The organism is Tardiphaga sp. OK245 (assembly GCF_900108575.1).
GTDB classification, from domain to species: domain Bacteria; phylum Pseudomonadota; class Alphaproteobacteria; order Rhizobiales; family Xanthobacteraceae; genus Tardiphaga; species Tardiphaga robiniae.
The window spans coordinates 86,409-109,910 of the sequence record NZ_FNWZ01000004.1 but is presented as its reverse complement, the minus strand read 5'-3'; the positions used below and the strand labels follow the sequence as shown (position 1 = coordinate 109,910).

Sequence of the window (23,502 nt, the reverse complement as noted above, 5' to 3'; positions counted from 1 at the left end):
CCTTGCCAGTGGCAGTGCTGGCGCAGATCCGTCCTGCCCGAAGACAGACGTTCCCCCATGAACCACGTGACGCCGCATCTCCGGCGTCCACCGCATCCCACCCCGCGAACGTGACGATCGCGATCGCCCCTCTCGGTGGGGCAGGACGGAGGAGAATATAAACCTGACGGGGATGTTGTCAACGGGGAATAGGAAAATATGTTCGGAGCGCCCCAAACTGTCATTCCGGGGCGGGACCGGCGCCGCAGGCGACGGGACCGAGCCCGGAATCCCGACATGGGAGTCTCCGATCGTGCCAAACACATCGGGATTCCCCGCCACTCCAATTGAAGTGGCTGAGGTTCGTACTTCAGCGGCTTTGCCGGCGACGCGCGCCCCAGAATGACGAGCCAGGACGACCGCCTGGGACCGGCAGTGAGCGTCCCCCGCGTCCATCATGCACCCTGCCACCGCCGTTTCCAGTTCCTTCATCAATTAACGGCACATTTGCCATGTCGGGCGCCGGCACCGCTGCGTATCTGCTTTTGTCGGCTTGTATCGTCCCGGAGTACAGGATGTCGTTTCAGTCGAAGCGCGCGCGGATGCGCGCGGTGTTTGTGGCCCGTGCTCTGGCGGCAGGGACCATGCTGTTGCCGGTGGGCGGTCTTGCGGCCCCTGCGAATGATCTGATCGCAGTCAGCGTCGATCAGGCCAGGCTCGTCAAATTTCCCGAGAAGATCGCGACCATCGTGGTCGGCAACCCCTTGATCGCCGATGTGACGCTGCAGGCCGGCGGTATGGTTGTCGTCACCGGCAAGAGCTATGGCGCCACCAATGTGATTGCCATTGATCGCCAGGGCTCCGTGCTGATGGACCGCGTTATTCAGGTGGAAGGGCCGACCGACAAGGTCGTGACGGTCTATCGCGGTATGAGCCGGGAGACCTATAGCTGCGCAGCGAATTGCGAGCGGCGTTTGACGCTGGGTGACGGGGAAACCTTCTTCAAGTCGACGATGGATCAGGCCGGCGCCATCGGCAGTCAGGCCGCGACGATCGGGGCGAGGAACAACTAAGCCACCACTTTTCGTCGGTCAGACCAATCCCGCCGGACACCGTCGCAAGCGTCCTGCCACATGGTTAATTGCGGGTTAACCCATCGAGCCGTCTTGTCTCGATCCGGCGAAACACTTCAACAATCTGTTTCCGATACATCTCGGCGGTAGCTATTTCCTATCACCGAGGCACTTGCAGATGCTGTTACCGCTGATTTCGATGGCGATGCTCGCCAGGCGGCTCCGCCGCTTCGGCCGCAACAGCAGCGGCTCGGCCGCGGTCGAATTCGCATTCATCGCGCCCGTCTTCTTCGCGCTGATTTTTGCCATCATGGAGACCGGGATGGTGTTCTTCGCCGGCCAGGTCCTTGACACCGCCGTCGAGGACGGTGCGAGGTCGGTCTATACGTGTTCCGCTGCAGCTAAAGTCGTCGATTTCAAAACGCCGATTTGCGCGCGCACATGGGCACTGATGGATTGCGCCAAGATCGATATCGATGTGCGCTCCTACGATCCCGGCACAGCGATCACGATTTCGGATCCGATCGACTCCAGCGGCAACTATTCATCGATAAATCTCGTCTACCAGCCGCCGGCCTGTCCGACCACCAAGACAGTGGTCGTGCGGGGCTTCTATCAGTGGCCGCTTTATGTGACTGGCCTCGGCTACAATATCGCCAATATCGGTCGCGGAACGACGAGCAGCAAGCGCCTGCTGGCCGCGACAGCGGCGACCGGGCCGCAGTGATGGCAGGGATCGGGACAATGCGCGTGCGTATGGCGGCACTGGCAGCCTGGCGACGGGCCTTGCTGTTGCGAGACGACACGAGAGGCGTCTCCGCGGTCGAGTTCGCGATGATCCTCCCGCTGATGTTTCTGATGTTCTTCGGCATGCTGGATCTTACCAACGGTTTTGCCGTCAAGCGCAAGGTCAGCCAGATCTCACAGGGCATCGCCGACCTGGCGTCACGCTACACGACGCTGGCGGAAACCGATGTCTCGAATTTCTTCATCATCGCCGATACGATGCTGACGCCCTATGACAAGGCGCCGCTCCAAGCGTCGATCAGTCAGGTCTATATCGACCCGACGAGCAAGACCGCCAAGGTGGTGTGGACGCGCGGCGATTTTCCCATCGCGACAGATGCGAAGGGCAATCCTGTGCTCAGGAAAGTGAACGACATCGTATCGGTTCCCACCGACCTGATCGTCAAGGACGCCAACGGGAACTATCTGCCGAACCAGTATCTGATCCTCGGCGAGGCCAACTATAAATACGTGCCGACGATCGGCTGGGTCACGTCGAAGGGCGGGGTCCCATTGATGAATGCGATGTACACGCGACCGCGGCAAACGTCGTGCGTCGTGATGGTGACAAGCTGCACGCCGCCGTAACTGACCAATCGCTGCGTATTTGTAGTTGCAGCGAACGATCGTCGGTCCACTTTCCCGGATCATGCTTCAGCAAAAAGGCCGCGCTCGAGAGCGCGGCCTTTTCGTATTCAGTCGGTCAATTCGCAAGCATCAAGCTTGCGAATGATCGTTTAGCCTGCGGCGCGGAGATTGTCGGCCGACGACTTGCCGGAACGACGGTCAGCAACGATTTCGTAGCTGATCTTCTGGCCTTCACGCAGGGTGCCGAGACCGGCACGCTCAACGGCGGAGATGTGAACGAACACGTCGTTGCCACCATCGTCCGGCTGAATGAAGCCGAAGCCCTTGGTCGCGTTAAACCACTTCACTGTTCCCATGCTCATGGGGGTAGTCCCTTCTCAAAGATATAGTGTAGCCCACGAAACAAATGTGGGCTGGTGACATCGAATTTTTGGAAGGGTCGTCAGTCTAGACCGGCTGCACCGGGGGATAGATAATGTCGTCCGGCCGAAAATCGATTAACTCATATTAGGGGAAGCGTCCCTTCAAAACAATCCTGACGCGCACGATTTTTTGATTGCGCACGAACGGTCAGGAACGCTTACCCATCCGCGCATCGCGAGTGATCCGATGCGCGGATGGGTTGTCGTTGCGATCTAAACTGTCGACAGTTTTAAACGCTGGATGCGCTTAGCGGCGGCGGAACTGACCGCGCGGCGGTGCGCCACGCGGAGGACCGCCGGGACGCTCGTCCTTGTGGCGGAAAATCAGACGACCTTTTTCGAGATCGTAAGGCGACATCTCGATGGTCACGCGATCGCCGGCCAGCGTCTTGATGCGGTTCTTCTTCATCTTGCCGGCGGTGTAGGCGACGATTTCGTGTCCTGCGTCCAATTGCACGCGATAGCGTGCATCGGGGAGGATTTCGGTCACCAGTCCTTCGAACTGGATCAGCTCTTCTTTGGCCATTGTTAGCTCCAGATCGATCGGCTGTTAGCGTGGCCGCTGGGTGCGGTTCGGGGTTGTATTCGGTCGGCTTTCGCGGTGCAGGAAGGCAACGCCCTGCATCCCTTCTTTGGTAGCAGTTCCAGCCTGGTTGGCCGGACGTGAGATCGGCTCATGCCGTGCATTCTCGTGTCTCGCATTCTCGTTCCGACCATGATCGCGGTTCGGTTGCGATGCGCCCCCGTTGCCGCCATGCGGACGACGACGATTGCGCGCGTTCTTGCCGGGTGCTCCGTCATTGCTGCGTGGTGCGTGCGGGGCGGAGCGACCGTTGCGCTGACCGCCACGGTTCTGGGAAGGCGACGGCCCCACGTCGTTGCGGCCTGGGGTGCGGCGGTCTTCCTTCGGAAGCGAAATGCGGATCAGCTTTTCAATATCGCGCAGATACGCCATTTCCTCGCCCGCGCAAAGCGAGATTGCGATGCCTTCGCGTCCGGCACGGGCCGTACGGCCGATTCGGTGGACATAGGTTTCCGGGATATTCGGCAGGTCGAAGTTTACCACATGGGTGATGCCGTCGACGTCGATGCCGCGGGCGGCGATGTCGGTGGCCACCAGGGTGCGGATTTCGCCGGTGCGGAACTGGGCCAGCGTGCGCTCGCGGTGGTTCTGCGACTTGTTGCCGTGGATCGCGGCGGCGGCGATGCCGGCGCGCTCGAGGCCCTTCACGACCTTGTCGGCGCCGTGCTTGGTGCGGGTGAACACAAGGGCGCGGTCAACCGTCTCGGTCTTGAGGATCTGGGCGAGGATCGTCGGCTTGGCGGAGTGATCGACCAGCATGATCCGCTGGCTGATGCGCTCCACGGTGGAGGCGACCGGGGTCACCGCAACGCGGGCCGGATCCTTGAGCATTGCTTCGGCAAGATCGGCGATGTCCTTCGGCATGGTGGCCGAGAAGAACAGCGTCTGGCGCTTGATCGGGAGCTTGGCGACGACTTTGCGGATGTCGTTGATGAAGCCCATATCGAGCATGCGGTCGGCTTCGTCGAGCACCAGGAACTCAACCATGTTGAGCTTCAGGCCGTTGCTCTGCACGAGGTCGAGCAGGCGGCCCGGGGTGGCGACGAGGACATCCACGCCCTGCATCAGCGAACGGACCTGACGGCCCATCGGCACGCCGCCGATGGCCAGCGCCGATGCGAGGTGCATATGGCGCCCATAGGCGTTGAAACTGTCGAGGATCTGGCCGGAGAGTTCGCGGGTCGGGCTCAGCACCAGCACGCGGCAGGTCTTGGGCTGCGGCTTGATGCGGTTCTCGAGCAGGCGGTGAAGGATGGGAAGCGCGAAGGAAGCGGTCTTGCCGGTGCCGGTCTGGGCGATACCGATCACGTCCTTGCCGGTGATGGCAATCGGGATGGTCTGGGCCTGGATCGGGGTCGGGGTGGTGTAGTTTTCTTCTTTAAGCGCACGGGTGATGGGATCGGCGAGGCCGAATTCCTGAAAGGTGGTCAAAAGATTAATCTTTCCAAAGTGAAAGCAGGCGCCCGGCCATGATTCAAAGACCATGGGGCCAGGGAGCGCGCGAGTGTGTCTGGGACACCCGCGTGTTTGGGGCGTCAGTTCTGGTTAGCTGAAGGGGCAAGCCAGAAACCGTCGAACTGCCCTGAGGAGATCAGAGTAAAGACGGGATCAGAACACGCGGCTCGCAAGGACCTGATGATTCTCTAGGTCGCTCGATTGATATGGAACAGCAAGGCGGCGGATTCAAGGTCAATCGGCGCGAGGGTTAAAACCAGCGACAAAATACCGCTGCATGAAATTTAGACATGAGGCAATTTTTGGCGATTATTTAAGCTGTTTGCCGTGTGCATGATCAATTTTTCTGCACAAGAAATAAACAGGAAAACCTCCGCACTTTCCGAAAATCAGAAACACGCGAACAATCCCAATCACTTAACGTGTGTTCGAGGGCTGGCACACTTCTTGCGATCTCCTTAACGCGCCGGCCGTGGGGCCGTTCCGCATTGATTTCGTCTGCGTCAGGGAGAGACCGCACATGATTACCAATTTGACTCACGCAATAGCCAAGCCGATCTCGCGTCGCAGCCTGATGGCCGCGGCAACGGGTCTGGCTCTGGGCCTGTCGGCATTTTCGCCGGCCAAAGCCGCAGACGACACCATCAAGGTCGGCGTCCTGCATTCGCTGTCGGGCACCATGGCGATTTCCGAGACCACGCTGAAGGACACCGTGCTGTTCATGATCGATCAGCAGAACAAGAAGGGCGGCGTGAACGGCAAGAAGCTCGAAGCCGTGGTGGTCGATCCGGCATCGAACTGGCCGCTGTTCGCCGAAAAGGCGCGCGAGCTGATCACCAAGGACAAGGTTGCCGTCGTGTTCGGCTGCTGGACCTCGGTGTCGCGCAAGTCGGTTCTCCCGGTGTTCAAGGAACTGAACAACATCCTGTTCTATCCCGTGCAGTACGAGGGCGAGGAGTCCGAGCGTAACGTGTTCTACACGGGTGCTGCTCCGAACCAGCAGGCGATTCCGGCCGTCGACTACCTGATGAAGGACGAGAAGGTGAAGCGCTGGGTGCTGGCCGGCACCGACTACGTCTATCCGCGCACCACGAACAAGATTCTCGAAGCCTACTTGAAGTCGAAGGGCGTCAAGCAGGAAGACATCATGATCAACTACACGCCGTTTGGTCATAGTGACTGGCAGACGATCGTGGCCGACATCAAGAAGTTCGGTTCGGCCGGCAAGAAGACCGCCGTGGTCTCGACCATCAACGGCGATGCCAACGTTCCGTTCTACAAGGAACTCGGCAACCAGGGCATCAAGGCGACCGACATTCCGGTGGTTGCGTTCTCGGTGGGTGAAGAAGAACTCGCCGGCATCGACACCAAGCCGCTGCTCGGCCATCTCGCGGCCTGGAACTACTTCCAGTCGATCAAGAATCCTGAGAACGAGAAGTTCATCAAGGAATGGCAGGCCTTCACCAAGAATCCGAAGCGCGTGACCAACGACCCGATGGAAGCCACCGTAATCGGCTTCAACATGTGGGTGAAGGCGGTCGAGAAGGCCAAGTCGATCGAAGCCGACAAGGTCATCGACGCACTGCCCGGCATCGAAGCCAAGAACCTGACCGGCGGTACCTCGAAGATGCTGCCGAACCACCACATCACCAAGCCGGTGTTCATTGGCGAAATCAAAGCCAATGGCCAGTTTGACGTGGTCTGGAAGACCCCCGCGCTGGTGGCTGGCGATGCATGGTCGAAGGAGCTCGACGGCTCCAAGGACCTGATCGGCGACTGGGTCGGCAAGAAGTGCGGCAACTTCAACACCAAGACCAACAAGTGCGGCGGTCAGGGTTCGTAAGTTAGCTCCACACACTCTCCGTCATTGCGAGCGCAGCGAAGCAATCCAGTTCTTTCTTGTTTGCGGCTTCTGGATTGCTTCGTCGCTTCGCTCCTCGCAATGACGGTTGATGGTTTCGTGTCTATCGACTCTCGAGACTCCCAAAACTGGAGAAGGCGGTGAATCCGTCGCCTTCTCTTTTTTCTTCGGCCGGGGTTTTCCAGTGACTGATCTCCTTTATCGTTTCCGCGCGATCGCCGTTGCATTTCTGCTGATCGTCGCGACCGCCATTCCGGCCTTCGCGGGTCCTTTCGAGGATGCCGTCGCCAAATTCGCCAATGACGATTTCTCCGACAGCGACGAAGCCGTGGGCATCATTGCCACCTCGGGCCATCCGCAGGCTTTCGCTGTGATCACCGCGCTGCAGGAAGGCCGGCTCTCCGCCGATCCCGACAGCAAGAAGGTTTATCTCACCGGCACCGACGGCAAGGTCACCGACGCCGCGACCGGCGAGGCCATTGCCGAAGTGCCGGCCAGTGCCGCAGCGGTGCGCCTCAACAATCGTCTTCGCCGCAACATCGAATCCGCGCTTGGCGGCCTCACGCTGATGTCGCCGGATCCCGCCAAGCGCATCGCCTCGGCGCAATCGGTGTTCAAGAGTCACGAGACCGCGATGCTGCCGGTGATCGAGACCGCGCTGGAAAAGGAAACCAACAAATCCGCCAAGCAGGCCTTCACCGAGGCCCGTGCTGCGATCCTGCTCTATAAGGAAGACGCCACCGAGGCCGAGAAGATCGAATCCATCGCGATCATCAAGGGGCGCGGCGATCAGGACGCGCTGGCGCTGCTCACCAGCCTGCCGGCCGACCAGACCGTTGGTGTCGCGCGCAGCGCGGCCAGCGCCGTCACGGCGATCAACAGCCGGCAGACGCTGTGGTCGATCGGTCAGAACGCCTGGTACGGGCTGTCGCTCGGCTCGGTTCTCCTGCTCGCCGCCATTGGTCTGGCCATCACTTTCGGCGTGATGGGCGTCATCAACATGGCGCATGGCGAGATGGTGATGATCGGCGCCTATGTCACCTTCGTGGTGCAGGACGTGATCCGCACCAGCTATCCCGGCCTGTTCGACTACTCGCTGCTGATGGCGGTGCCGCTGGCCTTCATCGTCGCTGGTCTCCTCGGCATCGTCATCGAGCGCACCATCATCCGCTTCCTCTATGGCCGTCCGCTGGAAACGCTGCTGGCGACCTGGGGCCTGTCGCTGGTGCTGCAACAGGCGGTGCGCACGATGTTCGGCCCGACCAATCGTGAGGTTGGTAATCCCTCCTGGATGTCTGGCGCATTCGAGCTGGGTCAGCTCACCATCACCTACAACCGGCTCTGGATCCTGTGCTTCACGCTCGCCGTGTTCGCGATCCTGCTGGCGATGTTGCGCTACACCTCGATCGGACTCGAGATGCGCGCCGTCACCCAGAACCGCCGCATGGCGGCGTCCATGGGCATCGCGACCTCGCGTGTCGATGCTCTGACCTTCGGTCTCGGCTCCGGCATCGCGGGCATTGCCGGCGTGGCGCTGTCGCAGATCGACAACGTGTCGCCCAATCTCGGCCAGAGCTACATCATCGACAGTTTCATGGTCGTGGTGTTCGGCGGCGTCGGTAATCTGTGGGGCACGCTGGTCGGTGCATTCTCGCTCGGCATCGCCAATAAGTTCCTCGAGCCGGTCGCAGGCGCCGTGCTTGGCAAGATCGCCATCCTGGTGCTGATCATCCTGTTCATCCAGAAACGGCCGCGCGGTCTGTTCGCGCTCAAGGGCAGGGCGATCGAAGCATGATGGACTTAACTACACTTCGCTTCGAAACGCAGTCGCTCTGCTCCCTCCCCCCTTGCGGGGGAGGGGCGGGGAGGGGGGGCCACAGGCGACGTCGCTTGTGGTACCCCCGCCCCCAACCCCTCCCCGCAAGGGGGAGGGGAGCCGGCCGTGCCGTGTTGTGGAGTCCGCGCGCATGACCCCGCATTTCCTCACCCGCACGCTCGACCGCAGCGCGACGATTTTCCTGCTGATCGTCGCCGCCGTCGGCATTCTTATTCCGCTGTCGAACCTGTTGCTGCCGGCGGACTCGCCGCTGCAGGTGCCGACCTATCTGATGGCGCTGTTCGGCAAATATGTCTGCTACGCCATTCTCGCACTCTCCATCGATCTGATCTGGGGCTATTGCGGCATTCTCTCGCTCGGCCACGGCGCCTTCTTCGCGCTCGGCGGCTACGCCATGGGCATGTATCTGATGCGCCAGATCGGCTCGCGCGGCGTCTATGGCAACCCGATCCTGCCGGACTTCATGGTGTTCCTGAACTACAAGGCGCTGCCGTGGTACTGGTACGGCTTCGACATGTTCTGGTTCGCCGCCGCCATGGTGCTGATCGCGCCCGGCATCCTGGCTTTCGTGTTCGGCTGGCTCACCTTCCGCTCGCGCGTGTCTGGCGTATATCTGTCGATCATCACGCAGGCGATGACCTATGCGCTGCTGCTGGCGTTCTTCCGCAACGATTTCGGCTTCGGCGGCAATAACGGCCTGACCGATTTCAAGGACATCCTCGGATTCAACGTGCAGGCCGACGGCACGCGTGCGGCACTGTTCGCGTTGAGCTGTCTGGCGCTGATCATCGGCTTCCTCGTCTGCCGTGCCATCGTCACCTCCAAGCTCGGCAAGGTGCTGATCGCCATACGCGACGCGGAATCCCGCACAAGATTTTTGGGCTACCGTGTCGAATCCTACAAGCTGTTCGTGTTCACGCTGTCGGCTTGCATGGCCGGCGTTGCGGGTGCGCTCTACGTGCCGCAGGTGGGTATCATCAATCCCGGTGAATTCGCCCCGGCGAACTCGATTGAAGCAGTCATCTGGGTCGCGGTCGGCGGTCGTGGCACGCTGGTCGGTGCGGCGCTCGGCGCGGTCGTGGTCAACTACGCCAAGACGGTGTTCACGTCCGGCGCCCTTGCTCCCTACTGGCTGTTCATGCTCGGTGCGCTGTTCATTCTCGTGACGCTGTTGCTGCCCAAGGGCATCATCGGCACCTTCAATGCGTGGTCGGAAAGCCGCAAAGCCAGCAATAGCGCGAATGCCGAGAGCGCCGCAGCGGAAGATGGCGTCACCAAACCTCATCTGGCGGAGAAGGCGTGATGACTATGATCGAAACGCCAGCCCCGGCAACTCAGGTGTCTCACGCGCCCGCTATCATTGATCCAGTGGTCGCAGCGCGCGAAGCCGAGGCCCGGCAGAAGCGCATCACCTCCGCACAGCTCTATCTCGACGGCGTCCATGTGTCGTTCGACGGCTTCCATGCCATCAATAACCTGTCGATGGTGCTCGCGCCCGGCGAGATGCGCGCCATTATCGGCCCCAACGGCGCCGGCAAGACCACGATGATGGACATCATCACTGGCAAGACCAAGCCGGACGAGGGCGACGTCTATTTCGACGGCATTCACGACCTGACGCTGCTGGATGAAACCAAGATCGCCGAGCTCGGCATCGGTCGTAAATTCCAGAAGCCGACGGTGTTCGAGAGCCAGACGATTTACGACAATCTCCTGCTGGCGCTGAATGTCGACCACAGCGTGCGCGGCACGCTGTTCTGGCGCGGCAGCCGGGGCGAGGCAGAGCGCATCGACAAGGTGCTTGAGACCATTCGCCTCACGGACTCGCGCGATCGGCTCGCCGGCAATCTCTCCCACGGTCAGAAGCAGTGGCTCGAAATCGGCATGCTGCTGGCGCAGGATCCGAAGCTGCTGCTGGTGGATGAGCCGGTGGCCGGCATGACCGACGTCGAAACGCACCAGACCGCCGAATTGCTGAAAGCGATCAACCGCGACAACAAGACCGTCATGGTGGTCGAGCACGACATGACCTTCGTGCGCGAACTCGGCGTCAAGGTGACATGTCTGCATGAAGGCACGGTGCTGGCCGAAGGCACCATCGATCAGGTGTCGACCAATGACCGCGTGGTCGAAGTGTATTTGGGGCGCTGACGCATGATCCCGAAAAGTGGAAACCGGTTTTCGGACCAGATCATGCGCAAGGATTAGGTCATATGCTGAAGGTCGATAATATCAGCCTCTATTACGGTGCAGCCCAGGCGCTGCGCGGCGTCACGGTCTCGGCGGAGCCCGGCAAGGTCACCTGCGTGCTCGGTCGCAACGGTGTCGGTAAGACGTCGCTGCTGCGCGCCATGGTCGGCCAGCAGGCGATTTCAAGCGGTTCGATTACGTTTGACGGGCAGGACATCTCGACGCTGAAGCCGTTCGAGCGGGCGCGGCGCGGCATCTCTTTCGTACCACAGGGCCGTGAGATCTTCCCGCTGCTCACAGTGGAAGAAAACCTCAAGACCGGCTACGCGCCGCTGAAGCGCGCCGACCGCAATATTCCCGATGACGTGTTCTCGCTGTTTCCGGTGCTGAATTCGATGCTGGGGCGGCGCGGCGGCGATCTCTCCGGCGGCCAGCAGCAGCAGCTCGCCATCGGCCGTGCGCTGGTGATGCGGCCGAAACTCCTGCTGCTGGATGAGCCGACCGAAGGCATCCAGCCCTCGATCATCAAGGATATCGGCCGCGCGATTTCCTATCTGCGCTCCCTCGGCAATATCGCCATCGTCCTGGTGGAGCAGTATCTCGACTTTGCCTGCGAACTCGGCGACAACTTCGCCGTGATGGATCGCGGCGCGGTGAAATACACCTGCGACCGCAGTACGCTCGATCCCGCCGAGATCAGCCGCCAGATGGCGCTGTAGGGCCGGGTTCAAAGCCGGGGAGCGCATGCAGGCTGACAACACCACGCTGTCGTCATCGGCGATCTCATCGTCCTCGGCGATTTTTGCGGCCAACCGTGCCCGCGGCGCGGTCAAATTTGACGTGCATTTCGCTGAAGGCAAGACGCGGCGGCGGCAGTTGCATGAATCTGGTTCGTTGCGCGTGCGCTTTCCATCCCCCGAAGACGACGGCCTCTCCGCGATGTTCGTCAACACCGCCGGCGGTGCGGCAGGCGGCGACCGTTTCGATATTGACATCACGGCCGGCGAGGGCACGCGCCTGACCATGTCCACTGCGGCCGCCGAGAAGATCTATCGCTCCCATGGTCCCGCGGCCGAGATCAACATTGCGCTGAAGGCCGAGGCCGGCGCGCATCTGTCCTGGCTGCCGCAGGAAACCATCCTGTTCGATCAGGCCCGCACTATCAGGCGCATCGATATCGATCTGGCCGATCGCGCGACGCTTTTGCTTTGCGAGATCGTGGTGTTCGGTCGTGCGGCCATGGGTGAGGTGATGCAGACGGGGTCTTTCGTCGACCGCTGGCGCCTGCGTCGCGGTGGCAGGCTGGTGTTCGCGGAAAACGTGCGGCTGGATGGCGATATCGCCGCGAAACTGGCCAGACCGGCAATCGGCAATGGCGCGGTGGCCATCGGCACGGCGCTGATCGTGCCCGGCGATGAAGCACTCATTGAGCGGCTACGCGAAGCCACGGATGGCGCTGGCGGTGAAGTTGGTATCTCCTGCTGGAACGGCTTTGCAATGGCCCGCTTCTGTGCACAAGATGCGGCCAAGCTGCGCGCCGACATGATGGCGGTGCTCGGGCGATCGGGCGCGATGCTGCCGCGCATGTGGCTCAACTAAACCTATCAGAGTGTTCGCATGAATCTCTCCCCCCGCGAAAAAGACAAGCTCCTGATCTCGATGGCCGCCATCGTGGCGCGCCGCCGGCTGGAACGCGGCGTCAAGCTCAACCATCCCGAAGCCATCGCCATCATCTCCGATTTCATCGTCGAGGGCGCGCGCGACGGCCGCACCGTTGCCGAGCTGATGAAATCCGGCGCCGAGGTCATCACCCGCGCGCAATGCATGGATGGGATCGCCGAGATGATCCACGACATTCAGGTGGAAGCGACATTCCCTGACGGGACGAAGCTCGTCACCGTTCACGAACCCATTCGTTGAGGCCCCACATGATCCCCGGCGAACTCTTCATCCAGGACGGCGAGATCGAGCTCAATGCCGGCCGCAAGACCGTGACATTGACTGTGGCGAATTCCGGCGACCGGCCGATCCAGGTCGGTTCGCACTATCATTTCTTCGAGACCAATCCGGCGCTGAAATTCGATCGCAAGAAAGCCCGCGGCATGCGTCTCGACATCGCCGCCGGCACGGCCGTGCGCTTTGAGCCCGGCCAGACCCGCGATGTGCAGTTGGTCGAACTCTCCGGCAAACGCACGGTTTACGGCTTCCGCGGCGATGTGATGGGGAAGCTCTGAGCGCCTAGCCGCCGGCGCTGTCCATCATGAACGAGCGGAAGTATCGATCGATGGCCAGCGATATCAGGACGACCGAGACGAACAGAAGACAGCTGTACAATGACCAACGTCCGACATCGTCACGGAACGATCGGATGCCAAGGATCACGAACCAGATGCCCAGAGCGATGCTGAACCAGTTGAACCAGGTGACGAGGATCGCTTCAGCGGCGTCCAGTTCGGCAATGAAGCCATCCGGAAATCCGAGCCACATCACGCGGGTCATGTATAGCCAGAACGTCAGCGCGAACAGCAGGCATGCCGCAGCAAATGGATAGACGTTCTTCCATCTCACGATATCGGTCTCCGCTTCAGATCCCGACGCCGCGCGCCTTGTTGGGGTGCGCGAAGCTATGGAAGTCGCGGGTCACGCCGTCAATGAACAAAGGCGCAGGCAAGCGTACCGTCTATGGATTCCGCAGCGACGTAATGGTGAAGTTGTGATTGTTGGGAATGTGACGGCCGTAGTGCTCCCTCCCCCCTTGCGGGGGAGGGGCGGGGAGGGGGGTATGCCACATAACGAGGTCGGCGAGTTTCAGCGCGGTCGCGCCAAGGAACTGCGGCGCGTAATGACTCGCGCCGAGACCTTGCTGTGGCGACAGCTAAAGGCACATCGTCTGGCAAATTTGGGTTTTCGTCGACAAGCCCCGATGGGTGTTTACATTGCTGATTTCGTTTCCCATGCGAGCAAGCTCATTGTCGAAGTCGATGGTGAAAGCCATGATTTTGTAGAGCGCATCGCGCACGACGCGCGCCGCGACGCTTGGTTTGCCGCGCGTGGCTATCGCGTCCTTCGTTTCAGCAATGACGATGTCATGAAGAATCTCGAAGGTGTTGTCCTCGCGATCGGCGAGGCCGCGACCTGTGGCACACCCCCCTCCCTGACCCTCCCCCGCCCAGCGAAGCTTCACTTCGCGCGGGGGGGAGGGAGCACTCCGGCCAATGGAGCGAAAACATGCCCGTGAAAATCAAACGCTCCGTCTATGCCGACATGTTCGGCCCCACCACCGGCGATCGCGTGCGGCTCGCCGACACCGATCTGATCATCGAGGTGGAGAAGGACTTCACCATCTACGGCGAAGAAGTGAAGTTCGGCGGCGGCAAGGTGATCCGCGACGGCATGGGGCAGTCGCAGGCGACACGCGCGCAGGGCGCGGTCGATACCGTCATTACCAACGTGCTGATCGTCGATCACTGGGGCATCGTGAAGGCCGATGTGGCGCTCAAGGGCGGCATGGTCCACGCCATCGGCAAGGCCGGTAATCCCGATATCCAGCCGGGCGTGACCATCAATGTCGGTCCCGGCACCGATGTCATCGCGGGCGAGGGCAAGATCCTCACCGCCGGCGGCTTCGACAGCCATATCCATTTCATCTGCCCGCAGCAGATCGAACACGCGCTGATGTCCGGTGTCACGTCGATGTTAGGGGGCGGCACCGGCCCGTCGCACGGCACCTTCGCGACGACCTGTACGCCTGGTCCATGGCACATTGCGCGGATGATCCAGTCCTTCGATGCGTTCCCGGTCAATCTCGGCATTTCCGGCAAGGGCAATGCCTCGAAGCCCGCGCCGCTGGTGGAAATGATCAATGCCGGCGCCTGTGCGCTGAAGCTGCACGAGGACTGGGGCACCACGCCCGCCGCGATCGACAACTGCCTCAGCGTCGCCGACGACTACGACGTGCAGGTGATGCTGCACTCCGACACGCTGAACGAGTCCGGCTTCGTCGAGGACACGATCAAGGCCTTCAAGGGCCGCACCATCCACGCCTTCCATACCGAAGGTGCCGGCGGTGGCCATGCGCCCGATATCATCAAGGTCGCGGGCCTCAAGAACGTGCTGCCGTCATCGACCAATCCGACACGGCCATTCACGCGCAACACCATCGATGAGCATCTGGACATGCTGATGGTCTGCCACCATCTCGATCCGTCGATTGCGGAAGATCTGGCATTTGCCGAAAGCCGCATCCGCAAGGAGACGATCGCTGCCGAGGACATCCTGCACGATCTCGGCGCGCTCTCGATGATGTCGTCGGACAGTCAGGCCATGGGCCGGCTCGGCGAGGTGATCATCCGGACGTGGCAAACTGCCGACAAGATGAAGAAGCAGCGCGGGTCGCTGAAGGAAGACAAGGGCAACAACGACAATTTCCGCGTCAAGCGCTACATCGCGAAATACACGATCAATCCGGCGATCGCCCATGGTGTCTCGAAGCTGATCGGCTCGGTGGAGAAGGGCAAGATGGCGGATCTGGTGCTGTGGTCGCCGGCGTTCTTTGGCGTCAAGCCGGATCTGGTGATCAAGGGCGGCTCGATCGTCGCGGCGCCAATGGGCGATCCGAACGCGTCCATTCCCACGCCGCAGCCGGTGCACTACCAGCCGATGTTCGGCGCCTTCGGCCGCGCGCTGACCCAGTCGTCGGTGGTGTTCACATCCGGTGCGGCGGTGGCCGGCGGTCTCGCCAAGAAGCTCGGCATTCAGAAGTCGCTCTATGCGGTGGAAAATGTCCGCGATGGCATCTCGAAGAAGAGCATGATTCATAATGGCGCGACGCCGAAGATCGAGGTGGATTCGGAGACCTATGAGGTGAGGGCGGATGGCGAACTTTTGACCTGCGAGCCGGCCGAAGTCCTGCCGATGGCGCAGAGGTACTTTATGTATTGAGGTGCGCTATCGCTCGTCATTCCGGGGCGCCGAACCGGCGCCGCAGGCGACGGTCGGCGAACCCGGAATCTCGCGCTGGGGCACGACGGCGCTTCACCATGTCGGGATTCCGGGCTCGCGTCGCTGGCTGCGCCTTCGACGCGCCCCGGAATGACGAGTAGAGGCGGTGAGATGAAAGGTGCCCCCCTTCCTCCCCCTCGCATTCCCCCCTAATGTCCGTCCCGGCATTCTTAGCCACAACAACAAACCGGGAGGACTCCCCTTGATCTACGTCGTTGCCACTTTGTCCGTGAAACCCGAAGCCCGCGCCGAACTGATCGAAGCTGCCAAGGCTTGTATCGCCGAGACCCGCAAGGAAGCGGGTAATATCGCCTATGATCTGCACGAGAGCGTCACTGATCCGACCCGCATGGTGTTCGTCGAGCAGTGGGAGAATGCCGAGGCACTGGTGCCGCACCGAACGCAGGAACATATGAAGACTTTCGGCCGCGTCGCGGTGAAATGCTTCAGCGCGCCTCCGAAGATCGAAATCATCACCCCGGCTGACGTCGTGGTGCGTTAAACCAAACGAGAGATTCCATGATCCGCGCGACTGAGGTCAAAGGCCAATACAACTGGAAAGAGGCGGCGGTAGACACCGTCGTTCTCGACTTCGACGATCGTCATCGTCGCCGCATGGCGATGACGGGGACGCGCGGACTGGAATTCCTGCTCGATCTCGAAAACGCCGTCGCCCTGCGGGGCGGCGACGCTTTGGTACTGGAAGACGGCCGCCTGATCGAGGTGGTCGCAGCGCCGGAGCCACTGATCGAGATCCGTGGTACCGATCCCGGCCATCTGGTGCGGCTCGCATGGCATCTCGGCAATCGCCATCTGCCGACGCAGATCATGGCCAAGGGCCTGCGCATCCGCAGCGATCATGTCATCGAGGAGATGGTGAAGGGTCTTGGCGCCAAGGTCATCGAGATCGAAGCACCGTTCGATCCCGAAGGCGGCGCCTATGCCGCTGCGCATGAGCCGGCAGGTCATGGACATCATGATCATGCTCATCACGATCATGGACACAGTCACGACGATCATGGGCACGACCACCATGGCCACAGGCATGACGCGCACGGTCATGCCGGTCATGGCCATGACCAGCATGTCCATGACGAGCATTGCGGTCACGATCACGATCATCATCATGATCACGACAGCAAGCACGACCACCACGGTCATTCTCATGCTCATGACCGCAAATAAAGCGGCGGACGACAGCCCGCCGAACGACTCTCCCGCCTTGTCTGCCGACGAAGGCGCTGCGCTGTACCGGCTGATGACTTGGCTGTCGCCGGCTTTTCCGGTCGGCGCGTTTTCCTATTCCAGCGGTATCGAATGGGCGGTGGAAGCAGGCGACATCACCGATGCTGCCAGCCTGCAGGACTGGTTGTCGGCGATGCTGTCCGATGGCGCAGGGTTTTGCGATGGCGTGTTTCTCGCTCATGTGCACCGCGCGGCATCTGACGGCGACGACAAGGCATTGCGCGAGGTTGCCGAACTCGCCAGCGCCTTCGTGCCATCAAGGGAACGTCAGCTGGAGACCACCACGCAAGGCAAGGCCTTCATCGAGATCGCGCGCAATGCCTGGTCGCATGAGGGTATGGAGCGGCTGATCGCGATATGCGACAGCCCGATCGTCTATCCCGTTGCCGTCGGACTTGTGAGCGCCGCCCATGGCGTGCCGCTGTCGGCAACCATGCATGGTTTTTTCCACGCGGTGGTCTCGAACTGGATTTCCGCTGGCGCGCGGCTGGTGCCGCTCGGTCAGACCGACAGCCAGCGCGTACTTGCAGCGCTGGAGCCCGTCGTCGTGACCACAGGCCATCGCGCTATGGCCGCATCCCTCGACGATCTCGGTGGCGCGACATTTCGCTCTGATATCGCCAGCATGCGTCACGAGACGCAGTATACGCGGCTGTTCAGGTCATGACGGCTCTAACCCAAATCATACACCAGACCCCTCATGGTCGCCTGAACGCAATCGCGTTCAGGCTGGAGGAGCGAGCCGTTTGGCGCGTGTCTCGAACCATGAGTTGCTTGGCGCATCCTTCGAGACGCGGCGAAGCCGCCGCTCCTCAGGATGAGGGCCGTCGCTTCATCCTCAACCGAAAGCACCCCTGACATGTCCAGTTTTCACGGTCCGCTCCGCGTCGGTATTGGCGGTCCCGTCGGCTCCGGCAAGACCGCGCTGATGGATCTGCTGTGCAAGACCATGCGCGAGCGCTACGACATCGCGGCGATCACCAATGACATCTACACGAAGTGGGATGCCGAATATCTGGTGCGCTCGGGTTCGCTGACAGCGGATCGCATTGCTGGCGTCGAAACCGGCGGCTGTCCGCATACGGCGATCCGCGAGGACGCCTCGATGAACCTCGCCGCCGTTGCTGACATGCGCGTCAAGTTTCCCGATCTCGACATGGTGCTGATCGAATCCGGCGGTGACAACCTCGCGGCGACCTTCTCGCCGGAACTGGCCGATATCACTATTTACGTTATCGACGTTGCGGCTGGCGACAAGATCCCCTCCAAGGGGGGGCCGGGCATCACGCGCTCGGACCTGCTGGTGATCAACAAGATCGATCTGGCGCCCTATGTCGGGGCTTCGCTCGAGAAGATGGACGTCGACGCCAAACGGATGCGCGGGTCACGGCCGTTCGTGATGACCAACATGAAGACCCAGGACGGCCTCGACCGGATTATCTCATTCATTGAGACGAAAGGCGGCCTGAAAGCCAGATAGCTAGCTGCGTGAAGCCTTATGAAGCTTGGCCAACTGGACGTTCAGATCCTTATATTTCCGCTGTAATGCGACAGAGGATATCGCGGCGTGCAGACGTTCCCAGACTCGATCTGCTCCACGTGGTTTAAAGGGTACAAGATATTCTTCCGTTAAAGCGGTGAGCCGCGCAGCAGTCGGACCAGCCTGCATTGCTTCGTCGAAATTTGAGAGCCCGATCTCAAGTTCAATTTGATTTGCAAGATACGATACGCCGTTTGTTTTAAGCCGCGATCGTATTTGTATTCGTTTTTTGTTTGAGGATTTTTGAAGCTGTAAGGCCTCTCGCTTCTTGCCCTTCAAAAAATATGCTCTTGCGAGATTGCGCTCGATATAAGCCTCCCAGAGGTGGCGGATAAAGCCGGTATTGGCCTGGAATGCGGACTTGAACTGAGAGCATTCAACGAGCGCTGCCTGAAATGCAGTTATAGCGTCGTCCAGGTGATTTTGGTTCTTGCCCAGAAGAAACAATCGAAGATTCGTCAGGCCGATAAAATCCTCGAGAAGCACGTCGAAAATATTGAATATTCTATCCTTCGACCCGCGGATGGACGTCAGGGAGTCCACGATATTGTTCAACTGTCGGTATTCGCTCGTCTTCTTGATGTTTCGATCAATTTTGAGTTTTGTGAGGTTGTCGGTCAGGTCGTAATAATTCAGTATTTCGCCGACAAGAATTGTAAGATTTGAAAGAGGGCCGCTGACTTTCTGATCGTAAAAGCTCATGAAGTCGCGAATGAATTTCAGGTCGTTCCGATAAAAAGCCGGTTGCAGCAGGTGGAGCACATAGTAACCCGCCTCTCGTGGATTGAAGGCTTGGTTTCCTTCTGACATTTCCCAAAGCGCGCTGCGGTAGACGTCGTAGTTCTTGATTATTTCAAGGCCGTCAAAATCGATTTCGATGATGTTCTTTTGAAATATCGCGGCGATCTGATTGGCCAGAGCCGTCACCGCGGCTGGTGAAGCGTTGGCTGGATTACGCAGGGTCACCTTCTGGGTGTAGGCGTTAAGAAGGTCGCCGGGTAATTCTTCGCGTTCAATATTTATCAGGAATACATGGATGGCATCGGCTCTGAGACGGTGCTGCAAATAGCCCCATTCGAACATCAGGTTTGGTCGAAATTCATTAGTTGGCTGCCCCTTTGAATCGAAAATTTTCTGCGCCAGAATGATCGCCGCCGATGCCCCGTTCATTTGCGTCAGAACATTTGCATTTATGAAGAACGACGATGGGGATTTCCCGCGTTGTACGCCCCCGACTACGGGTGAGTATCCAAAATCCTGCAGGCGTTTTGCTACGGCTTGGGCCAAACCTTCGTTTTTGCCCCATGCGATAAAGACATTCTCGGACATTTAGCGAGTCATTCTCCCACAATCACAGATTGATAAGTGAGCATGGGGTGCGAAAAACGGCAAGCCATATCGAAAGTTCGCTGATCCAAGACGGACCGGCGTCGGAAGACCCTGGGCAACTCGCAGGTTGATTGCCTCGATGACTGATAGGAGAGAGGCGTTTTATCTGCCCTTTGCTTGCATGCTCACCTACGTCATCTACGTCATCGACGTTACGGCCGGCGACAAGGGCCCCTTCAAGGGGGCCGGGCATCAGGCGCTCGGACCCGCTCGTGATCAACAAGATCGACCTTGCGCCCGATGTCGGAGCCTCGCTGAAAAAGATAGAGTGGATGCCAGGCGGATGCGCGGGTCACGGCCGTTCGTGATGACCAATATGAAGACCCAGGACGGCCTCGACCGGATTATCTCATTCATTGAGACGAAGGGTGGGCTCAAGGCGAAAGCGGTGGCTTAACGCCGGAGTTGAGGACCTGAGTTTGAGGCTTGGACCTGAGACTTGGATCTGATGCCTGGACTTGAGCCCCGCATATCTCGTTGGCTATAACGGCGAGCCGTCTGGCACCCCGACGCGCATTGCGCGTTCGGTCATTTCGTTAAGCCTGTTTCTCTAGATTTGTCCCGGTCCGGAGTTATTTCCAGAAGGCTGGAACCAATTCCTTCCAGCGTGATTGGCATACTCCTGAGCCGCTGACCCGGCAGCAACGTCCTAATTTCCCGAGTATCCGTGTGGTCCGGCTTGGTTTCATCATCGCATTACTGGCACTGGTCGGAGCTCTGCTCTCCGGCCTTGCGGCCTATCGCGTGCATGACCAGGAGCTGGCGATCGAGAATATCGCGCTGGGCCGGGCCGTGGATATCCATGCCAGCCTGGTGCAGGAGCGTTTGACCGAGCGCGAATTGCTGGCGCGCGTCGCAGCCGGGCTGTTTCGTGCGCCGACGGTCATGAAGGCCAACATGCTGCAGCCGCTGCGGGCCTCGATCTACGCCTTCAAGACCGATTTCGCGATTGCCGCCTGGATCGCTCGCCTGCAGCCGAACGAATTCGCGGCCGCCAGCGCGGAGCTGGCCAGTGCCGGCTACCGCAATCCTACGATCCGCAGCTACAACGACGATCGCCTCGATGCCAGGGCGCTGGGGCAGCCGCTCGACGTGCTGATGGATGTGGAGCCGCGCAATTCCGTCACCGAAGGCTTCGCCGGTCGCGCTCTGAATTTCTCTCCCGTCACAGGTCCAACGCTGGTGCGCGCCGTGAACGAGGGCAAGCCGGTCGCCTCCAGCCCCACGCCGCTGCAGCAGCCCGATGGACCGCTGGGATTGGTACTGGTGACGCCAGTTGTGCCCGAAGGTGATCCCGCGCCGGCCGGCTTCGTGTCGTTCTCCTATGAACTTGGGCCGTTGATGCTGGCCAATGACGAGATGTCATTGTTCTCGGTGGCACTGAAAGATCCGCGCGTCGCTGATGGCGAAATCGTCGCCGATGACGATGGCAGGGTAACGGCGCGCCCGCTGGTGGCGAATGGTCCTGCGCTGGCAGTCCTGCGCACGGTTTCGTTCGGCGGGCGTGACTGGTCGCTGGGCTATTATCCGAAGGTCAATACCGAGCTGCGCGCGCAGCGCACCGCCATCATTGTCGGCGGGTTCGGCCTCGCGCTGACGGCCATTGTTTGCGGGCTGTTTGGCTATGTCTCCTACGCCAATCTGCGGCTGCGGCGCGAGGTGGAGATCCGCATCGGCTTCGAACGTCGCCTGACCGCCGTCATCGACGAGCTCAATCATCGCGTGAAAAACATTTTGGCGGTGATCCAGTCCATCGTGACACGCACGCTGCGCCACGGCTCCGATGTGGACAACGCGCGCGATCTCCTGATCGGCCGTATTCACGCGATGTCGAATGTTGTGTCGCTGCTGAGCGAGAGCCAGTGGCAGGGCGTGCAGCTCAAGGGCCTGTTCGAGGCGCGAGCGATCCCGCATGCCGACCGTATCGCACTGGAAGGTCCGGATATCATTGTCAGCGCGCGCGCCGCGCAGAGCCTGTCGCTGCTGTTCTTTGAACTGGCCTCGCATTCCGACGAGGGCCTGTCGCTGGTGGGTAAACATCCGCATATCGTTGCGCATTGGGAGATCACGGGCAGTGAGCCGGATGGGCTGTTCAATTTCCGCTGGGAAGAGTTCAACACCAGCGAAGCAACGCGGCGGCCGGACAGCGATTTCGGTCTGGTGCTACTCGATCGCGTGGCGCCGGAAGCGCTGGGTGGTACGGCGAAGCGCTACTTCACCGACGTGTCCTACGTCTATGAACTGACGGCACCCGTCGAAACGGTGATCGACATGACCGAGCGCGACCGGACAGAAGCGCTGGCGAAGCCGATCAGATAATTGACCCCCTCTGCCAATCGAAGCGATGTCCCTCACCTGGTTTGCGGGGACGCGTGCGCCACGGGGCGTCGGAACAATGTTCTTTATCGGAGCATGATCTCTCGACAAACGATCTCGTTTGTCGGCGAAAGCCGGTATCCACTTTTCGGGATCATGCTCTAGCTTCCATTCACCCAACAAAAAAGCCGGCGTTTCCGCCGGCTTTCGTATTCGTTGTATCCGCTGCGCCTGTTAGTGCGCAGCTTCCAGAGCGGCAGCTTCCGCCTTGGCGATGGTGCCCTTGACCGCGGTCTGCACCTTTTCAAAGGCGCGGACTTCGATCTGACGGACACGCTCGCGCGAGACGCCGAACTCCGAGGCGAGATCTTCCAGCGTCATCGGTTCATCGGCGAGGCGACGGGCCTCGAAGATGCGCCGTTCGCGCGGGTTGAGGACACCGATGGCGCCGTTCAGCGCCTGACGGCGATGATCGAACTCCTCGTGTTCCGCCATGATGGTTTCCTGATTGGGCGAGTTATCGACCAGCCAGTCCTGCCATTCGCCGGCTTCGCCGTCGTCACGGATCGGTGCGTTGAGCGACGCGTCGCCACCGAGGCGGCGGTTCATGTCGATCACGTCCTGTTCCGTCACGCCGAGACGCGTGGCGATCAGCTTGACCTGGTCGGGGCGAAGATCGCCTTCGTCCAGGGCGGAAATCTTGCTCTTCGCCTTACGCAGGTTGAAGAACAGCTTCTTCTGGTTCGCGGTGGTGCCCATCTTCACGAGCGACCACGAACGCAGGATGTACTCTTGAATCGAGGCCTTGATCCACCACATGGCGTAGGTGGCCAGGCGGAAGCCTTTCTCCGGCTCGAAGCGTTTCACAGCCTGCATCAGACCGACGTTGCCTTCCGAGACAACTTCGGAGATCGGCAGACCGTAGCCGCGATAGCCCATGGCGATCTTGGCGACGAGTCGCAGATGGCTGGTCACAAGGTGATGTGCCGCGTCGCGATCGTCGTGCTCGCGCCAACGCTTGGCAAACATATATTCCTGCTGAGGTTCCAACATCGGAAACTTGCGGATCTCGGCGAGGTAATGCGAGAGGCCGGATTCTCCATTAAGAACCGGAAGGGTAGCTGTACGGGCCATTATGATGCCCTCCAGTGGTTCAGACCCCCGATAGCGGCGGGCCAGGCAGCGAGCGCTTTGTTAAAGCCGCCCTGGCTGCGATGTTCCGCGTCTCATTTGACGC

24 protein-coding genes and 1 pseudogene are annotated in these 23,502 nt (G+C 60.4%); 19 read left to right on the top strand and 6 right to left on the bottom strand.

From position 1 onward, the window contains the following. The first annotated feature begins 554 nt into the window (after window positions 1-554). The 3 genes from BLW80_RS19110 to BLW80_RS19100 all read left to right on the top strand — a co-directional run bounded on the left by BLW80_RS19110 (window position 555) and on the right by BLW80_RS19100 (window position 2,426). Window positions 555-1,052 carry a pilus assembly protein N-terminal domain-containing protein gene (locus BLW80_RS19110; RefSeq protein WP_089263570.1) on the top strand — a complete coding sequence of 166 codons (498 nt, stop codon included), beginning with the start codon at window positions 555-557 and terminating at the stop codon, window positions 1,050-1,052. A 178-nt stretch (window positions 1,053-1,230) separates the two neighbouring features. Beyond that, entirely contained in the window at window positions 1,231-1,779 is a 549-nt protein-coding gene (locus BLW80_RS19105; protein ID WP_093759223.1) for a TadE/TadG family type IV pilus assembly protein, read from the top strand. Window positions 1,780-1,796: 17 nt separating this feature from the next. Then, the gene (locus BLW80_RS19100; RefSeq protein ID WP_170849735.1) at window positions 1,797-2,426 is read left to right on the top strand and encodes a TadE/TadG family type IV pilus assembly protein; all 630 of its coding nucleotides are present in this window, start codon (window positions 1,797-1,799) and stop codon (window positions 2,424-2,426) included. A gap of 149 nt (window positions 2,427-2,575) precedes the next feature. Here BLW80_RS19100 and BLW80_RS19095 read toward each other — a convergent pair whose 3' ends face one another. The 3 genes from BLW80_RS19095 to BLW80_RS19085 form a co-directional block, all read right to left on the bottom strand. After that, entirely contained in the window at window positions 2,576-2,788 is a 213-nt protein-coding gene (locus BLW80_RS19095; RefSeq protein WP_011474122.1) for a cold-shock protein, read from the bottom strand. 307 nt (window positions 2,789-3,095) lie between these two features. Next, a complete protein-coding gene (gene infA / locus BLW80_RS19090; protein ID WP_068733922.1) occupies window positions 3,096-3,374 on the bottom strand; it encodes a translation initiation factor IF-1 in 279 nt (92 codons plus the stop codon). 24 nt (window positions 3,375-3,398) lie between these two features. Then, window positions 3,399-4,916 carry a DEAD/DEAH box helicase gene (locus tag BLW80_RS19085; protein WP_089261529.1) on the bottom strand — a complete coding sequence of 506 codons (1,518 nt, stop codon included), beginning with the start codon at window positions 4,914-4,916 and terminating at the stop codon, window positions 3,399-3,401. A 490-nt stretch (window positions 4,917-5,406) separates the two neighbouring features. Here BLW80_RS19085 and urtA point away from each other — a divergent pair, with 490 nt between their 5' ends. From urtA to BLW80_RS19045, 8 genes are all read left to right on the top strand, one after another. Continuing rightward, on the top strand, window positions 5,407-6,729 hold the full coding sequence (urtA, locus tag BLW80_RS19080) for an urea ABC transporter substrate-binding protein (protein WP_068733926.1): 1,323 nt from the start codon (window positions 5,407-5,409) through the stop codon (window positions 6,727-6,729). A 202-nt stretch (window positions 6,730-6,931) separates the two neighbouring features. Beyond that, window positions 6,932-8,542 carry an urea ABC transporter permease subunit UrtB gene (gene urtB / locus BLW80_RS19075; protein ID WP_244528341.1) on the top strand — a complete coding sequence of 537 codons (1,611 nt, stop codon included), beginning with the start codon at window positions 6,932-6,934 and terminating at the stop codon, window positions 8,540-8,542. Window positions 8,543-8,714: 172 nt separating this feature from the next. After that, complete coding sequence (gene urtC / locus BLW80_RS19070; protein WP_093759220.1) at window positions 8,715-9,887, top strand: urea ABC transporter permease subunit UrtC; 1,173 nt, start codon at window positions 8,715-8,717, stop codon at window positions 9,885-9,887. Continuing rightward, complete coding sequence (gene urtD, locus BLW80_RS19065) at window positions 9,887-10,735, top strand: urea ABC transporter ATP-binding protein UrtD (protein WP_170849734.1); 849 nt, start codon at window positions 9,887-9,889, stop codon at window positions 10,733-10,735. Before urtC ends, urtD begins: the two co-directional genes overlap by 1 nt. A gap of 62 nt (window positions 10,736-10,797) precedes the next feature. Beyond that, entirely contained in the window at window positions 10,798-11,493 is a 696-nt protein-coding gene (gene urtE, locus BLW80_RS19060) for an urea ABC transporter ATP-binding subunit UrtE (protein WP_068733931.1), read from the top strand. A 25-nt stretch (window positions 11,494-11,518) separates the two neighbouring features. Next, on the top strand, window positions 11,519-12,373 hold the full coding sequence (locus BLW80_RS19055; RefSeq protein WP_093759219.1) for an urease accessory protein UreD: 855 nt from the start codon (window positions 11,519-11,521) through the stop codon (window positions 12,371-12,373). Between the two features lie 18 nt (window positions 12,374-12,391). After that, complete coding sequence (locus BLW80_RS19050; protein ID WP_068733936.1) at window positions 12,392-12,694, top strand: urease subunit gamma; 303 nt, start codon at window positions 12,392-12,394, stop codon at window positions 12,692-12,694. Between the two features lie 8 nt (window positions 12,695-12,702). Continuing rightward, on the top strand, window positions 12,703-13,008 hold the full coding sequence (locus BLW80_RS19045) for an urease subunit beta (RefSeq protein WP_093759218.1): 306 nt from the start codon (window positions 12,703-12,705) through the stop codon (window positions 13,006-13,008). Window positions 13,009-13,012: 4 nt separating this feature from the next. On the opposite strand, the gene BLW80_RS19040 is transcribed toward BLW80_RS19045, so the two are convergent. Beyond that, window positions 13,013-13,342 carry a hypothetical protein gene (locus tag BLW80_RS19040; protein WP_093759217.1) on the bottom strand — a complete coding sequence of 110 codons (330 nt, stop codon included), beginning with the start codon at window positions 13,340-13,342 and terminating at the stop codon, window positions 13,013-13,015. 214 nt (window positions 13,343-13,556) lie between these two features. Between BLW80_RS19040 and BLW80_RS19035 the strand changes: the two genes are divergently transcribed. The 6 genes from BLW80_RS19035 to ureG all read left to right on the top strand — a co-directional run bounded on the left by BLW80_RS19035 (window position 13,557) and on the right by ureG (window position 18,500). Beyond that, complete coding sequence (locus BLW80_RS19035; RefSeq protein ID WP_093759948.1) at window positions 13,557-14,012, top strand: endonuclease domain-containing protein; 456 nt, start codon at window positions 13,557-13,559, stop codon at window positions 14,010-14,012. Beyond that, window positions 14,003-15,715, top strand: a complete 1,713-nt coding sequence (gene ureC / locus BLW80_RS19030) for an urease subunit alpha (RefSeq protein WP_068733942.1) — start codon at window positions 14,003-14,005, stop codon at window positions 15,713-15,715. Before BLW80_RS19035 ends, ureC begins: the two co-directional genes overlap by 10 nt. A 262-nt stretch (window positions 15,716-15,977) precedes the next feature. Further along, window positions 15,978-16,277, top strand: a complete 300-nt coding sequence (locus BLW80_RS19025; protein WP_068733944.1) for a putative quinol monooxygenase — start codon at window positions 15,978-15,980, stop codon at window positions 16,275-16,277. 17 nt (window positions 16,278-16,294) lie between these two features. After that, the gene (locus BLW80_RS19020) at window positions 16,295-16,960 is read left to right on the top strand and encodes an urease accessory protein UreE (RefSeq protein WP_170849733.1); all 666 of its coding nucleotides are present in this window, start codon (window positions 16,295-16,297) and stop codon (window positions 16,958-16,960) included. Further along, window positions 16,947-17,687 (top strand): urease accessory protein UreF, encoded by a 741-nt coding sequence (locus BLW80_RS19015; protein ID WP_170849768.1) that lies wholly within the window; start codon window positions 16,947-16,949, stop codon window positions 17,685-17,687. The genes BLW80_RS19020 and BLW80_RS19015 overlap by 14 nt, the downstream gene beginning before the upstream one ends. Before the next feature lie 192 nt (window positions 17,688-17,879). Continuing rightward, window positions 17,880-18,500 carry an urease accessory protein UreG gene (gene ureG / locus BLW80_RS19010; RefSeq protein ID WP_093759215.1) on the top strand — a complete coding sequence of 207 codons (621 nt, stop codon included), beginning with the start codon at window positions 17,880-17,882 and terminating at the stop codon, window positions 18,498-18,500. Here ureG and BLW80_RS19005 read toward each other — a convergent pair whose 3' ends face one another. Beyond that, a complete protein-coding gene (locus BLW80_RS19005; RefSeq protein ID WP_093759214.1) occupies window positions 18,501-19,889 on the bottom strand; it encodes a TIR domain-containing protein in 1,389 nt (462 codons plus the stop codon). It abuts the gene before it with no gap. Between the two features lie 196 nt (window positions 19,890-20,085). On the opposite strand from BLW80_RS19005, the pseudogene BLW80_RS19000 reads away from it, so the two are divergent. Continuing rightward, window positions 20,086-20,346 (top strand): annotated as a pseudogene (locus BLW80_RS19000) (GTP-binding protein); the annotation flags it as partial. A 272-nt stretch (window positions 20,347-20,618) separates the two neighbouring features. Beyond that, complete coding sequence (locus BLW80_RS18995) at window positions 20,619-22,268, top strand: CHASE domain-containing protein (protein WP_089261509.1); 1,650 nt, start codon at window positions 20,619-20,621, stop codon at window positions 22,266-22,268. Window positions 22,269-22,499: 231 nt separating this feature from the next. Here BLW80_RS18995 and rpoH read toward each other — a convergent pair whose 3' ends face one another. Continuing rightward, window positions 22,500-23,399 carry an RNA polymerase sigma factor RpoH gene (gene rpoH, locus BLW80_RS18990; protein ID WP_089261507.1) on the bottom strand — a complete coding sequence of 300 codons (900 nt, stop codon included), beginning with the start codon at window positions 23,397-23,399 and terminating at the stop codon, window positions 22,500-22,502. Between the last annotated feature and the right edge of the window lie 103 nt (window positions 23,400-23,502).